Source organism: Acinetobacter sp. YH01020, assembly GCF_013420275.1.
GTDB lineage: Bacteria > Pseudomonadota > Gammaproteobacteria > Pseudomonadales > Moraxellaceae > Acinetobacter > Acinetobacter amyesii.
The window spans coordinates 28,936-43,641 of sequence record NZ_VOYN01000019.1; the positions used below are offsets into that span (position 1 = coordinate 28,936).

Here is a 14,706-nt window from a genome sequence, read left to right on the forward strand (position 1 = left end):
TAGGCAGTAACATTAGGGGCGTAATTTGATTCAAATAAAAGAACGATACGCGGTAATGTCATCCGCAATTGTCTGAGACAGGGTTACTTCTAATAAAAAATGTTTTTGCGATACTTTGAATAAATTGACGGTAGTGAACGAGTTTTGCGGTGAGGAGCATTGCTCCGCAAGATGGTTTCCTTATGAAGCACGCTTCTCATTTTGCCAAATGAGAAACAACGTTTCGTAAGAGTACCTCCAGCTGAAGGCTAAACCCTTTATTCAAACCTCAAATGTAAGACTCCGTCGAATATTCTTAAAAATCATTTAAAAATGTGAAATTATTATTACGAGCTTAACATTAGTAAAAATACAATAAATTGACCAAAATAAAAAAACACCGCAATTTGAAAAATATAAATATTCGTGCATCTTCGAGCTAAATGTGCTGAGATCTGGTTGATAAAACTACATTTGAAATTTTGTGACAAAAATCTGCGAAAAAGCCTGTTTTTCAACTTTCGGCTATAAAATCATAATACTAATCATGATTATTTTGAAAACTTATAGTGAATATATAACAAAATAACCTTGTCGAAATCTGCTTTTAGATTCATTAATTTTCAGTTTTCCATTACAATTGTGGGGTTTTGAAATTTATGCTTAGATTTACAATTAATTAGAGGACGTATCTGTGAGCAAAGACACTATCGTTGCCCTACATGCAGAGCACCAAGGTCGCTGGAAAAACCGTGAAGAAATCGCGGAACGTATGATTGCCCTAGTGGGTCAGTTATATCGTGAAAAAAACATCGTAGCTACAGTATACGGTCGTTCTTTAATTAACCGTTCGGTTATCCAAATTCTTAAAGCGCATCGTCGTACTCGCGTACTTGACGTTGAACTTTCAGTTGTGAACACTTTCCCAATTCTTGAAGCTTTGGCGAAAATCGAAAACATCGGTACTGCTGAAATTGATCTTGGCAAACTTGCTGTTGAGTTCAAAGAAAAAGGCGGTGACGTTGACGTATTCGTTGCTGACGCTGTGAAATCACTTGAAGGCAATGCAACTAACGTTGAAAACCGTGATGTTGTACTTTACGGTTTCGGTCGTATCGGTCGTATCCTTGCACGTTTGATGATCAGCCAATCTGGTCTAGGTCGTGGCCTTAACCTTAAAGCAATCGTTGTTCGTAAATCATCTGACGGTGACTTAGAAAAACGTGCGTCTTTGTTACGTCGTGACTCTATTCATGGTCCATTCGCAGGTACGATTTCTGTTGATGAAGAAAACGAAGCAATCATTGCAAACGGTAACTTCATCAAAGTGATCTATGCGTCTAACCCATCTGAAGTTGATTACACTGCTTACGGTATTAACAATGCACTTGTAATCGATAACACAGGTAAATGGCGTGATTCTGAAGGTCTTGCACAGCACCTTAAATGCGCTGGCGCTGCACGTGTAATTCTAACTGCACCTGGTAAAGGTGATATGAAGAACGTTGTATATGGTGTGAACCAAGCAGACATTCTTGATGAAGATACAATCATCTCTGCTGCAAGCTGTACAACAAACGCGATCACACCAACACTTAAAGTGTTAAATGACAAGTACACAGTGATCAATGGTCACGTTGAAACAGTTCACTCGTTCACAAACGACCAAAACTTGATCGACAACTACCATAAAGCTGACCGTCGTGGCCGTGCTGCAACATTGAACATGGTTATTACTGAAACAGGTGCTGCTAAAGCTGTTGCTAAAGCGCTTCCTGCTCTTCAAGGTAAATTGACTGGTAACTCAGTACGTGTACCTACTCCAAACGTATCTCTTGCAATTTTGAACCTTACTTTGGGTCAAGATGTTGACCGTGAAGAAGTGAATGAATACATTCGCCAAATTTCAATCAACTCTAACCTTCAAGGTCAAATTGGTTATACAAACTCAACTGAAGTTGTATCGTCTGACTTTATCGGTTCACGTACTGCTGGTGTGTTTGACGCTCAAGCGACAATCGCTTCTGGTAACCGTTTAACTGCTTATGTTTGGTACGATAACGAAGTGGGTTATAGCTGCCAAGTATTGCGTATTGCTGAGCAAATGGGTGGCGTAAGCTATCCAAAAGTTCCTGCTGAAACTAATGCTTAATTAGTTCACGCTGTAAAAAAAGGGCCTCATTTGAGGCTCTTTTTTTATCTAAAGAGTATAGGTTAAAAACTTAAGGCATAGATGACGAATGGATTGATCAAAAGTATCAAAAGTTCTTGTTTTTTCTGCCACTGTTAGATGAGTGTGAGTCATTTATAATGAAAAGCTGACTAAAATGTTCAAGTTTTAAGTTAATGAAATTATTAAAGAATTAAATACAAAAAATTGCAAACTGGTTTGTATAATGTGTTCAAAATGAGACTGTAAAAAATAAAAAAGCAAAAGGAATTTAGTTTGCAAGCAAAGCACATGCTCAGTGGATTGGCATTTATTGTGTTTGCTGCGCTCTGTGGTGTACTTATCGCCATTTGGGTGTTTAAGCACTTTAATATTTATATCCCGCTAGAAAATCAGAACGTCAATATTGACCTGCAAGAGCCGTTACAAGCCGAAGTCAAAATTCATGATGCCTTGGATGTGGACGTGACAGGGAGGGTGAATGCTGAAATTCCGATACATGAAAATTTAAATATTCCCTTAACTCAAACGCTGACGCCACGGGTGTATTTTGATAATCAAGTCCCGATTAAGACCACGATTCCAGTGCGTGAAACTTTGAAAGTGAATCAAAACCTACCTGTGAATACCAAAGTGAAAGTTAAAGTCATGGGGCAGGATGTGACTTTGCCGCTCAAAGGTGATATCCCGATACAATTGGATATTCCAGTAAATATGAATGTGCCTTTGGAGCAAAAAGTACATTTAAAATTTGATGCGCCAGTCAAAACCGTGCTGAAAGAAAACCTACATATTCCACTGAATGCAAATTTAAAAACCAACATTCCTATTGAAGGTAATTTAAATGTTCCAATTAAAACGGCATTAAAAGCGACAGTGGATGTGCAAAATACGTTGCCGGTTCAAATTAAAAAGGGTGAATTGGTAATTCCACTAAAAACAATGCGACTCAACAGAGAGCATGCCAAAACTGAAGCGAAAGCTCAGGAGTAAGCCATGTGGATATTTCAATCGGCGAAGCGCATCATTTTGAGTTTTATCGCAGTTGCGTTATTGGTTGCGGTACTATTTTGGTTGTATTTAAATATTTATGCGTCGATGCAAGTACGTGCAAAAAATGCTGATATTCAATTGTCGCATTCACTACCCACCAAAATTTCCGTTTGCAATTATTTGCAAACGCAGTCCATCGGGACGTTGGATACGCAGATTGCTTTAGATCGGAAGCTGCAACTACCCTTAAAGGGAAAATATCTGGCAGATTTGCAGTTTAGTGTAGAGGTTCCGATCTCAGTGGATATTGATTATTCCACCAATATTCAAATTAACCAGACGATGCCGCTTGAGGCGACCACAGATTTGGTGATTAAAAATAAACTCGTGCCGAAATTTCCGTTAAAAATGGATATTCCTGTCAAGTTAGATGTGCCTTTTCATTTGAAAAGAACCTATAACATTCCTATTCGAATAAATTTTAATGGTCCAGTGTATTTTGAGTTTAATGAAAAAGTCGATTTGCATGTGGTACATCAGTTTGCACCACAGCTAAAACTCAATGACCCGATGACCATGCGAAAAATCGCAACCTTTAATGCCACGATGTACAACGCAGAGCGTAATACCAAGGCAAATTTAGATATGAATATGGATTTGCCGATAAAAAATGTACATCCATAAGTTAGATTTAACTCAAAAAAAAGCCCGAATCAATTCGGGCTTTTTTGTTGGTTTGATCTTATTTTAAAGCAGCTTCAACAGCACTACGTAGAAAAGTGGTTGGGTGACCGAGTAACTGTTCCAAGTCCTTACGATCACTTTGCATTGCACCGTCAATGCTGTTGATATCAGCATCGACGATCACATCTACAAGACCAGCAGGTAAGCCAGCTTGTAATAGGCCTTGTGTGTAGTCTTCTGCAGTTAAATTTTGATAGTGAACATTTTGACCTGAAACTTGCTGTAGGGTTTCAGCAAGCTGTGCCAATGTGAAACTGTCTGAGCTTGCAAGTTCATAGGTTTTATTCTCATGACCAGCGCTTGTAAGTACTTTTGCAGCTGCTTCAGCATAGTCAGCACGGGTCGCTGCATTAATTTTCCCATCCTTTGCTGCACCAAATAAGGTACCTGTTTCCACCACATGTCCTGCAGCAGCAAGATAGTTTTCGACATACCAGTTATTTCGTAAGAAGGTATAGGTTAAACCACTAGCTTGAATCAGACTTTCTGTTTCACGATGTTCTTGAGATAAACCCAATGGTGACGTATCTGCACGTAACAGGCTGGTATAAGCAAGATATGGAACTTTCGCTTCTACTGCAGCATCAATTACGGCTTTGTGTTGTGGAGTACGCCGACGGATTTCATTGGCGGAAATGAGTAATAATTTATCCACACCTTGTAGTGCAGGAACCAGTGTATCTGGTTGATCATAGTCAAAATGACGCAGTTCGATGCCTTGAGCTTGTAGGGATGCTGCTTTTTCTGGCGAGCGAACTAAAGCGATGATGTTTTCGGCTGCGGTTTCTTTCAATAAAAATTGAAGGACCAATTGGCCTAGTTGACCTGTTGCACCTGTAATTGCGATTTTCATATTTAAACCCTCTGATTGTTGAATAAATGATCTTGATGGTTGAATCTTAATCTGTTAACTTACTAAATGTAAGTACGTACCAAAAAGTAAGTTAGTGACTTTGAGGAAAGATTTAATGAACACATACGCTACAAGTAAATTATTAGGTCAAGTTTTATCCACTGATTGTCCATCTCGAGAAATATTGGAACATCTCACCAATAAATGGTCAGTATTAGTTTTGCGTTGTTTGACTGAAGGGGTACACCGTTTTAGTGAACTTAAGCAGCGGATCGAAGGGGTGAGCGAAAAGATGCTGGCTCAAACGCTGAAAATGCTCGAGCAAGATGGTTTTATCTTACGGACAGTCTATCCAGTCGTGCCACCCAAAGTTGAATATCAACTGACTTTAATGGGCTCACAGGCTGCAGAAAAGTTAATGTATCTGATTGGTTGGGTTGAACGAACCTTGCCTGAAATTATTGAAGCCAAGGAAAATGCACGTAAATAGCTTTCAGAAATGGGGAGTGAAATTCGTTTGCCATTTATCAACGGTATTTTGATGGTGCGCCAAAGATTTTCGAGCGATGTGCGGATTTTCCTAAAAATTTGCATCAGCACCAAGATGAATGAAATTTATAGTATTGCTGAATAATATTGTTCGAGAAATTCTTTAAAATATGGCAGAATAAGCGGTTTTAAAGTTTTTAGAGGATTGGCAAATATGCGCTTTGTTGATGAAGCAGTCATTACCGTAGAGGCTGGCGACGGTGGCAATGGCGTAGCCAGTTTTCGCCGTGAAAAATTCGTACCATTTGGTGGTCCAGATGGTGGTGATGGTGGTCGTGGCGGTAACGTATACGTTCAAGCCGACAACGACACAAGTACCCTAGTAGATTATCGTTATACACGTAAATTCCGTGCAGAACGTGCTAAAAATGGTCGTGGAGCGAACTGCTCAGGCCGTGGCGGTGAAGATACCGTATTGCTCGTTCCAGTGGGCACAACAATTGTAGATACAGAATCTGGCGATATCATCGGCGACTTAGTGGCTGACGGTCAGCGTGTGTTAGTGGCAGCAGGTGGTGAAGGTGGTTTGGGTAATACTCACTTCAAATCTTCAACCAACCGTTCTCCACGTAAATGTACACACGGTTCAAAAGGCGAATATCGTGAAATTCGTCTTGAATTAAAAGTACTCGCAGACGTTGGTTTGTTGGGTATGCCAAATGCGGGTAAATCAACCTTTATCCGTGCAGTTTCAGCAGCAAAACCAAAAGTTGCAGATTATCCATTTACCACTATGGTGCCAAACCTAGGTGTAGTTGATGCCGATAGTCACCGTTCATTTGTAATGGCGGATATTCCAGGTCTAATCGAAGGTGCGGCAGAAGGTGCAGGTCTAGGTATTCGATTCCTGAAACACTTGGCGCGTACACGTATTTTATTGCACATCGTAGATGTTCAACCGATTGATGGATCAGACCCTGCGTACAATGCAAAAGCAATTTTGGAAGAGTTGAAAAAATTCTCTCCAACACTTTCAAAATTACCTGTTGTATTGGTACTCAATAAAGTAGACCAATTGGCGGCTGAAACGCGTGATGAATGGTGTGATCACATTCTCGAAGAGTTGCAGTGGAAAGGCCCTGTATTCAAAACTTCAGGTTTAACGTTTGAAGGTACTAAAGACGTTGTGTACTACCTGATGGATCAAATTGAAGAACAGCGCGAACGCGAAACTGAAGATCCTGAATATGCAGCAGAAGTTAAAGCGTTCCGTGATCAGCTTGAAGCTGAAACACGTGAGCAAACGCTTGCTGCGAAAGAAGCATATCGTGAAATGCGTCGTCAACAACGTCTGGCAGGTCAAGGTGAAGACTTTGATGATGAATTTGAAGACGGTGATGATGAGGCAGAATCGTACTACGTACGTTAATTGCTGAATAAGTGTCAAAGCAAACAAGTCTGAGGACAAGATGATAGAAGTGGTAGATGGGCAACGTCAGCTCAAGGGTTGTAAACGTATCGTTGTTAAAATCGGATCATCACTACTCACAGCAAACGGAAAAGGGTTAGATCTGGATGCAATCTCGCATTGGGCGGGACAAATTGCAGAACTACACAATGCAGGACACGAGATCATTCTTGTGTCTTCCGGTGCTGTGGCTGAAGGGATGGTTCGTATGAATTTGGACAACCGACCCACAGATCTACCCAGTCTACAGGCTTGTGCTGCCATTGGTCAGATGGGCTTAATTCATACTTGGTCTAGCGTATTAGAACAACGTTCGATACGCACAGCGCAAGTGTTGTTAACGCATGATGACTTGGCAGACCGTCGTCGCTATTTAAACTCATGTGATGCGTTGCAACACTTGATCGACTGGCGTGTCATTCCAGTCATCAATGAGAATGACACTGTTTCGACAGATGAAATTCGCTTTGGTGATAACGATACTTTGGCAGCTATGGTGGCGGGTCAGGTACATGCAGACTTATTGGTGATTTTAACTGACCAAGAAGGTATGTTCGACTCTGACCCTCGTTCCAATCCAGACGCAAAACTGTTTCATACAGTACGCGCAATGGATGAATCATTATTCGATATGGCTGGTAGCGGCGGTAAATTCGGTCGTGGCGGTATGTTGACCAAAGTTCGTGCGGCACGTTTAGCAGCCAAGTCTGGTTGTCCAACAGTCATTGCGAGCGGTGATAGCGATAATGTGCTTTCACGTGTGATGGCAGGTGAATTACTCGGTACCTTATTCATTACGGACAATGATCGTGTGACAGCCCATCAACAATGGTTAGCTGCACATTTACAAACAGCTGGACGTTTGGTGATTGATGATGGTGCTGTAAAGGCAATACGTGATAATCACCGTAGTTTATTACCTGTAGGTGTGAAAGCAGTTGAAGGGCATTTTGAACGTGGTGATGTGGTGGAATGTGTCGATACACAAGGTCATCGTGTTGCCGTAGGTCGTGTAAACTTCAGTTCACGCTCGGCAGAAATAGTTAAAGGTTTGGCCTCAGATAAAGTTCATCAAGTTTTAGGGGAAGCCCGATCACTTGAAATGATCCATCGCAATCATATGTCGATTTACTAAATTGAAAATCAAAATCCTGCTTCCGAGCGGGATTTTTTATGGCATGCCATTTGAATATAACGATAAAAATAGTAATAAGAGGAAAATAATATGAGCTAAATTTAATATTTAAACCTTCAAGATCTAAAAGATGAGCAGGCTCAACTGTGTGAATTATTGGCACAATGTGTGCAAGATGGTGCATCACTGGGTTTTTTTAGCTAAAGAATCTAAGTCGCACTATGATGAATATTGGTCTGCTGTGACAAAGGATATTCAAAAGCATAAAACCTTTTTGTGGGCGGCGCTACAAAGCGGTGAAATTGTGGGCACAGTACAATTGGTTCGTGCCACCAAAGCCAATGCACTGCATCGTGCTGAGATTGAAAAACTTATGGTGCATCCAAAGGTACGTCAGCAAGGCATTGCTCACCAACTATTAACACTTGCAGAAGATAAAGCAAAACACTTGAACTTGAAATTACTTGTACTTGATACGCGTACAGGCGATGTCTCTGAAAAGCTATATGAAAAATTTAACTTTATAAAAGCTGGGATCATCCCGCAATTTGCATTGAGCCATACAGGTACAATAGATTCAACGACATTATTTTATAAATTATTAGTTTAAGTTGAAACGGATGGATATTTTAGACCAAAACTCCTGCACAGATGCAGGAGTTTTTCATTAAAGGTTCTTTTGATTAACTCGTTTAGAGAGTTCTTCCGCACTTTCAACTCGTTCAGAATAGCGATCTGTGAGGTAGGCAGATTGACCACGTGTGAGTAGGGTAAATTTATATAATTCCTCCATCACATCGACAATACGAGTGTAATAGGAGGAAGGTTTCATGCGATCATTTTCATCAAACTCTAAAAATGCTTTCGCAACGGAAGATTGATTTGGAATTGTGATCATCCGCATCCAACGCCCAAGGATTCGCATTTGGTTAACAGCATTGAAGGATTGTGAACCGCCACTGACTTGCATTAACGCTAGAGTTTTACCTTGAGTAGCACGAATGGCACCAGCGGCTAACGGAATCCAATCAATTTGTGCTTTCAATATAGAACTCATCGCGCCATGTCGTTCTGGCGAACACCAAACCATGCCTTCTGACCATGTAAGCAATTCATGTAATTCCTGAACTTTGGGATGTGATGTTTCAGCATCTTCAGGCAGAGGAAGACCTTTAGGATGAAAGATTTTGACTTCTGCACCAAAATGTTCAAGGATTCGACCCGCCTCCAATACCGTTAAACGGCTAAATGAGCGTTCACGGTTAGAGCCATATAGCAGCAGAATGCGTGGCGGATGTTCAAGTGCTTTTGCTTGAACATGTTCAAAACTCGGTGTTTCAAGTAAATCTAGTTGAATATTGGGGAGCTTCATTTTAGTTCTCTTTATACCATTTGCGTTTTAACCATAGCGATACACTCACTAATGCAATCAGCACAGGGACTTCAACCAATGGGCCAATAATCGTGGTAAATGCAATCGGAGATGCAATGCCAAAGGTGGCGATGGCAACAGCGAGGGCAAGTTCAAAATTATTACCTGCTGCGGTAAAGGATATCGCAGTGGTTTTGGCGTAGTTATTGCCCATCCATTTGCTCATCAAAAAGCTAATGAAAAACATCACCACAAAGTAGATTGTGAGGGGAATGGCAATACGCAGTACATCCATCGGAAGGCTCACGACATCTGCACCTTTGAGGCTAAACATCACAACAATGGTAAAGAGTAATGCGATTAAACTGATGGGGCTGATTTTGGGTATAAATTGATTTTTATACCAATCCAGACCTTTTTGTTTTACCAATATGGCACGCGTCAGGAAACCGAGCAGGAAGGGAATACCTAAATACACCAATACTGCATGTGTGATGGTCCAAAAGCTGACTTGGATCACTTGCGCTTCTATACCAAAATAAGGCGGTAAAAAACTCAAAAAGAACCATGCGTAGGTACTAAAAAATGCAATTTGGAAAATACTGTTAAATGCTACTAAAGCTGCAACGTATTGGTTATCCCCACAAGCTAAATCATTCCAAACCAGAACCATTGCAATGCACCGTGCTAAACCAATCAGAATCAAACCGGTCATGTATTCAGGGTAGTGTTGTAAAAACACGATCGCCAAAATAAACATCAGGCAAGGCGCGATTAACCAATTTTGAAGCAGTGAAAGGTATAGGGTGCGTTTGTCTTTAAACACTTCAGGCAGTGCTTTGTAATCCACTTTCGCCAAAGGTGGATACATCATCAGGATTAAACCAATGGCAATCGCAATATTGACATCACCGATATTGAGTTGATTTAAAGCTCTTGAAGCACTTGGAACATACACGCCAATCGCAATGCCTAGCCCCATTGCGATAAAAATCCATAGCGTTAGATTGCGGTCTAGAAATGACAGTTTTGCAGCAGCCATTATTGAATCTCTGAAATTTTTTGGATTTCTTGGTTAAGCTCTTCACGACTTAATTGCTTAAAATCGAATGCAAATAAAGCATCTAAACGGCGGTTAATATGCGCCACGGTATCAAGAAATGCTGCAAGTTTGATGTCATCTGCAAGTTCTAAATGGGAAGGATCTTCTAAGCCCCAGTGTGCTTTGATGGCAGAGCCTAAGTAAATTGGGCAAGCTTCTTGAGCAGCAGAACCACAGACAGTAATTACCACATCGGGTTGGTATTGTTCACATGCTGTGATGGTTTTACTCGACAAGCCCTCAGTCGGTAGATTGAGGTTATGTAGGGTTTTTAAGGTAAATGGGTGGACTTGTCCTGAAGGTTTACTGCCTGCGCTATAAGCACGGAAACCTTCAGGGGCACGCTGGTTAAAAAGTACTTCGGATAAAATGCTGCGGCAGCTATTGCCAGTACATAGAAATAAAAAATTCATAGCGTTTCACACAATGTTGTCGTGCTTTTTGGGGAATTCAAATCGAGGTCTTTAAATCGTTCTTGGTGACGCATGACATCGAGTATTTGTGTACACCAAGTAGGCAGTGCAGGGTGAATGGAGTAATAGACCCATTGACCTTTACGTTGATCACTCAGCACACCTGATGAACGCAGTAATGCCAAATGACGCGAAATTTTAGGTTGGCTCAATTCAAGGGACTCAGTGAGTTCGCAGACGCAGAGTTCACCTTTACAAGCCAACAGCATGATGATGTTCAGACGAGTCTCATCTGCAAGTAATTTGAAAAATTCAGTCTGTTCCATGTTTATCTGCATATATGGATTTTCATATATCTTTACATATGAATATATGGATGTCCATATGTGTTCCTCAATAAAAATCCCACACTTGGTGGGATTTTTATATTTAGATCAGTTTAAAAGTCAAACGACGTCTGTAAGAAGAAGGTACGTGGTTGACCGATATATTTACCACCTGTTGCATCTGATGAACGGGTGAAATACTGTTTATCAAAGACATTCTTAATACCAGCAGCAACTTTAACCCCTTGTAGCGAACCGCCAAAGTCATAGCCTGTACGCACAGCAAAAGTTGAATAGCCTGGAATATCGCCTAGTTTACCATTTGCTGTTTCTTCAGTTTGGTAGATGTTAGAATCTTGGTTGCCTGGGGCACGTTGTTTAGATTGTGCATACATGTCGGCATTGATGGACCAAGCATCATATTTATAATCTAAGCCAAAGTTTGCGACATTTTGTGAATAGAAGGCAAATCTTTACCTTTAAAGTTACCTGCTTCAGCAACCGCTTTGGTATAGGTGTAATTACCATAGGCTTTTAAGCCTTCGAGATTGTCAGCTAAATGTCCAAAGTCATAGCTAAAACCGGTTTCGATCCCTTTATGACTTGTAGCACCGAGGTCAGTCCAAATGCCATTGTTTGCAGCATCACGTTCTAAAATCAGTTCTTTGTCAAAATCTAGATAAAACGCAGTCAATTCAGCACTCAAACCATTGCCTAAATATTTGGTACCAATTTCATAGTTATTAGACTTTTCAGGATGTAAGCCATCTAAGGTGGTGACCGCTGTAGTACCTTGCGTTGTTGCTAACTGGTTATATTGCTGTGGACCAAAAGAGACACCGGCATTGGCAAAGAAATTCCAATGGTCTGTTGCTTTATACAGGATAGCTAAACTTGGCAAAAATTCATCTGATTGGATCGATGGATGAACAGTATTTTGTAATACGCCATTTTTATAGGCACTAAAACGGTTTTGCGTATCAATCGATTCAAAACGAACGCCGGGTGTAATATTCCATTTACCCAGCTCTATACGGTTATCGATATAAGCAGCGTGTGCTTTGGTGCCACCCGCACTGCGGGTACGTGCTATAAACTGACCGGGTTCTGCATCTGCTGCGTATTCAGTACGGCCTGCGAACTCGGTGCTCTCTTCGTCCATATAACGGTAACCGACGGTCACTTCATTCAGCGTACTTCCTAAGCTATAGTTACGTGAATAACGTGGCTCAATGGCAAAGACTTTATAATCACGTGGTGAAGTATCTAAGCGATGATTGCCATTGGCTAAAGTAGATTCAAGGTTGCTGGTACGGAATGAATCGATGTAATAACTTAAAAGTTCAAAGTTATTCGTGTCATCTTTATGTGTATAACGTAAAGATACATCTGAACGACGGCCAGTGAAAAAGTCACGATAATGCGACGTTTGATACGGATTTGCTTCGAATTCAGCAGCACTTAAACCTTCAGGCATTTCACCTGTACCATCGTAGTGATGGAAATTTAATGCGATTTTATCCTGATCAGTGATGTCATAAGCGGTTTTTAACATGACATCATCAATGTCATTTTTATTGTTCGCTTCACGATAACCGTTGCCTTTAGTGCCTGAATAAAGCAAGGCAAGACCTAAACCATTATCTAATGTTCCACCAACAAACAGACTAGGACTTAATTTTACCTGATCTGTACCTGTTGCATATTCAGAGTTTAATGCCACTGTACCTTTAAAGTCTTCAGGAATGCTACGTGTGGCAAAGTTGATAATACCGCCGACATTTTGTGGTCCAAAACGGACAGAACCTGCACCACGGACTACATCAACAGATTCTATATTTCCTAAACAGACAGGCGCCATCGAAAGCTGTGGTTGGCCATACGGTGCAAATGACATTGGGATGCCATCGATCAACACAGTTGAACGTGGAGAAAGACGAGAGGTAAGCCACGAACGCCAATATTTAATGAAACATCGCTACCGCCAGTACCATTATTTTCTTGAACCTGAACACCGGGAACTTGGCGTAACGCATCTTTTAGAGATGTTGCTGCGCTTTCATTTCAGCGTTTACGGTCAATAATGGTCCGCGCACCGGCATGTTTTTGCACCTTTTTTTCATTGGCGTTTTCCAGCCAGTTACCTTGAGTTTCAATGGTGATGGTCGGTAAAACATCTGCTTGCGCGGTCTCTGTATTTTCAGCAGCAGAAGCCATAGTAGCAACCATGCTTATACCTACAGCAATACTCAGCGGTAATAACGGGAAATTTTGAAGCTTTGGAGATTTTTTGCTTGAACTATACATAAAAGTGTGAGCAATGGAGAGAGAGTGCGTATCATAATCTTGCGTGCGATAAATTTAAATAAGGATGATTATCATTTAAAACTATGAATATGATTAAGCTAATAGACTTTTTAATTTAAATAAAGAATAGGTGTAATTTATAGTCAAAAAAACCGCGCTAAAGCACGGTTTCTTAAAATGAATTTAATTATTTGAACTGGATAGAGCCATTTGCACTGACAGTGATTTTAGATTCACCACCTGCCATTTCTTGTTCAGGAATAGCATCGGCACTTGCAGCTTTCATCATCGCCATACGCGGAACTGGCTGACCACCATAATTGCTGGTATTTAAATTGATATTCACCAAGTTATAGCCTGACTTATTCCACGCTTGTGACAATGTTTGCGCGCGTTGTTGGAAGTTTTTAGAGGCTTCAACCATGAGTTCATTTTCTACTTTTTTTCGCTGTGCATCTGACACGCTAAAGCTGATGGATTGAGTTTGGAAATTTTGTTGTAACTCGCTCACCAATTGGCTAGCTGCTTTAAAGTCTGTACTTTCTAAACGCACTTCGGCACGACCACGCCATTCTTTCAATTTACGACTGTCATTGTCATAAATCGGGTAGGTGCTTTGAGACCCCGTTTCGATTTTTACCGCAGGGTATTTACGGGCTGTGTTCACCGCTTGGGTCATCAATTGGTTGATTTGGGTAGCAAGTTCAGCCGGTTGTTTATTTGATTTTTCAATATATAAAACGGCATGCATTTGGTCATTCGACACTTGGCGAGTGGCATCCGCTTGAATGTTCACGATGTTGTAATTGAGTGGGTCAGCTGCTTGAGTTGCTGCTGCCAAACCTAGACTGGATGCTAATAAAACAGTAGATAAGATAATTTTACGCATTGTTATGACCTATTCTTCTTTCAGAATGACTAATTTAGCTTATGCTGTTATCTTAAAAGGTGATTATGATGGATTAAAGGAAAATCTGTGGTGGGATTGTAAATCTTTCAAGAAAAATAAATGTAGTGCTTGATGAATATTTATTTAAATAATCAGTACTTAGTTGTTTTAATAATTGAAGATTACAATAATCATTCATAAGTTGTAAAAAAGCATAAAATAAAAAGGTTTTCTTTGTTTTGTCACACTGTAAGATGATAATTCAAGATATCCATGGAATAGATCTGTTTTTTCTCTAAATTATCTTTTTATTTGATCATAAAAGTGATTTATTTTCTTGAAAAAGTCTGTATCATCCGCCTCCTAGTTAGCCCATACTTAAAGAGCTTTTAAAGCTAACTAGAAACTCATAAAGCACCGAGTCAAAGGACCGCAAGTCACCCGACTTATTTCTTTCAACCCATAT

General features: G+C 40.5%; 13 protein-coding genes and 1 pseudogene. 7 read left to right on the forward strand and 7 right to left on the reverse strand.

What is annotated here, in order from left to right; all coding sequences use genetic code 11:
• The first annotated feature begins 673 nt into the window (after positions 1-673).
• The 3 genes from FTT85_RS09145 (at position 674) to FTT85_RS09155 (ending at position 3,826) form a co-directional block, all read left to right on the forward strand.
• Complete coding sequence (locus FTT85_RS09145) at positions 674-2,131, forward strand: glyceraldehyde-3-phosphate dehydrogenase (RefSeq protein WP_180183385.1); 1,458 nt, start codon at positions 674-676, stop codon at positions 2,129-2,131.
• Between the two features lie 309 nt (positions 2,132-2,440).
• Positions 2,441-3,142 carry an MFS transporter gene (locus FTT85_RS09150; RefSeq protein ID WP_143221649.1) on the forward strand — a complete coding sequence of 234 codons (702 nt, stop codon included), beginning with the start codon at positions 2,441-2,443 and terminating at the stop codon, positions 3,140-3,142.
• A gap of 3 nt (positions 3,143-3,145) precedes the next feature.
• A complete protein-coding gene (locus tag FTT85_RS09155; protein ID WP_180183386.1) occupies positions 3,146-3,826 on the forward strand; it encodes a hypothetical protein in 681 nt (226 codons plus the stop codon).
• A 58-nt stretch (positions 3,827-3,884) separates the two neighbouring features.
• Here the strand turns inward: FTT85_RS09155 and FTT85_RS09160 are convergent, their stop codons facing one another.
• Complete coding sequence (locus FTT85_RS09160) at positions 3,885-4,739, reverse strand: SDR family oxidoreductase (RefSeq protein ID WP_180183387.1); 855 nt, start codon at positions 4,737-4,739, stop codon at positions 3,885-3,887.
• A gap of 115 nt (positions 4,740-4,854) precedes the next feature.
• On the opposite strand from FTT85_RS09160, the gene FTT85_RS09165 reads away from it, so the two are divergent.
• From FTT85_RS09165 to FTT85_RS09180, 4 genes are all read left to right on the forward strand, one after another.
• The gene (locus FTT85_RS09165; RefSeq protein WP_180088067.1) at positions 4,855-5,229 is read left to right on the forward strand and encodes a helix-turn-helix domain-containing protein; all 375 of its coding nucleotides are present in this window, start codon (positions 4,855-4,857) and stop codon (positions 5,227-5,229) included.
• A 213-nt stretch (positions 5,230-5,442) separates the two neighbouring features.
• Positions 5,443-6,657, forward strand: a complete 1,215-nt coding sequence (gene cgtA / locus FTT85_RS09170; protein ID WP_078190204.1) for an Obg family GTPase CgtA — start codon at positions 5,443-5,445, stop codon at positions 6,655-6,657.
• 40 nt (positions 6,658-6,697) lie between these two features.
• Entirely contained in the window at positions 6,698-7,831 is a 1,134-nt protein-coding gene (gene proB, locus FTT85_RS09175; protein WP_180022809.1) for a glutamate 5-kinase, read from the forward strand.
• Positions 7,832-7,979: 148 nt separating this feature from the next.
• Positions 7,980-8,441: a GNAT family N-acetyltransferase gene (locus FTT85_RS09180; protein ID WP_218955459.1), complete on the forward strand. Its 462-nt coding sequence runs from the start codon at positions 7,980-7,982 to the stop codon at positions 8,439-8,441.
• 57 nt (positions 8,442-8,498) lie between these two features.
• On the opposite strand, the gene arsH is transcribed toward FTT85_RS09180, so the two are convergent.
• From arsH to FTT85_RS09210, 6 genes and pseudogenes are all read right to left on the reverse strand, one after another.
• Positions 8,499-9,203: an arsenical resistance protein ArsH gene (arsH, locus tag FTT85_RS09185; RefSeq protein ID WP_180076932.1), complete on the reverse strand. Its 705-nt coding sequence runs from the start codon at positions 9,201-9,203 to the stop codon at positions 8,499-8,501.
• Between the two features lies 1 nt (position 9,204).
• Entirely contained in the window at positions 9,205-10,245 is a 1,041-nt protein-coding gene (gene arsB / locus FTT85_RS09190) for an ACR3 family arsenite efflux transporter (RefSeq protein ID WP_180183389.1), read from the reverse strand.
• Positions 10,245-10,718: an arsenate reductase ArsC gene (locus tag FTT85_RS09195; RefSeq protein ID WP_180183390.1), complete on the reverse strand. Its 474-nt coding sequence runs from the start codon at positions 10,716-10,718 to the stop codon at positions 10,245-10,247. Before FTT85_RS09195 ends, arsB begins: the two co-directional genes overlap by 1 nt.
• Positions 10,715-11,044, reverse strand: coding sequence for a metalloregulator ArsR/SmtB family transcription factor (locus tag FTT85_RS09200; RefSeq protein WP_180183391.1), 330 nt, complete (start codon positions 11,042-11,044; stop codon positions 10,715-10,717). The genes FTT85_RS09195 and FTT85_RS09200 overlap by 4 nt, the downstream gene beginning before the upstream one ends.
• A gap of 113 nt (positions 11,045-11,157) precedes the next feature.
• Positions 11,158-13,351, reverse strand: a pseudogene (locus FTT85_RS09205) (TonB-dependent receptor family protein).
• A 187-nt stretch (positions 13,352-13,538) separates the two neighbouring features.
• Positions 13,539-14,240: an SIMPL domain-containing protein gene (locus FTT85_RS09210; RefSeq protein WP_180183392.1), complete on the reverse strand. Its 702-nt coding sequence runs from the start codon at positions 14,238-14,240 to the stop codon at positions 13,539-13,541.
• Positions 14,241-14,706 lie beyond the last annotated feature (466 nt).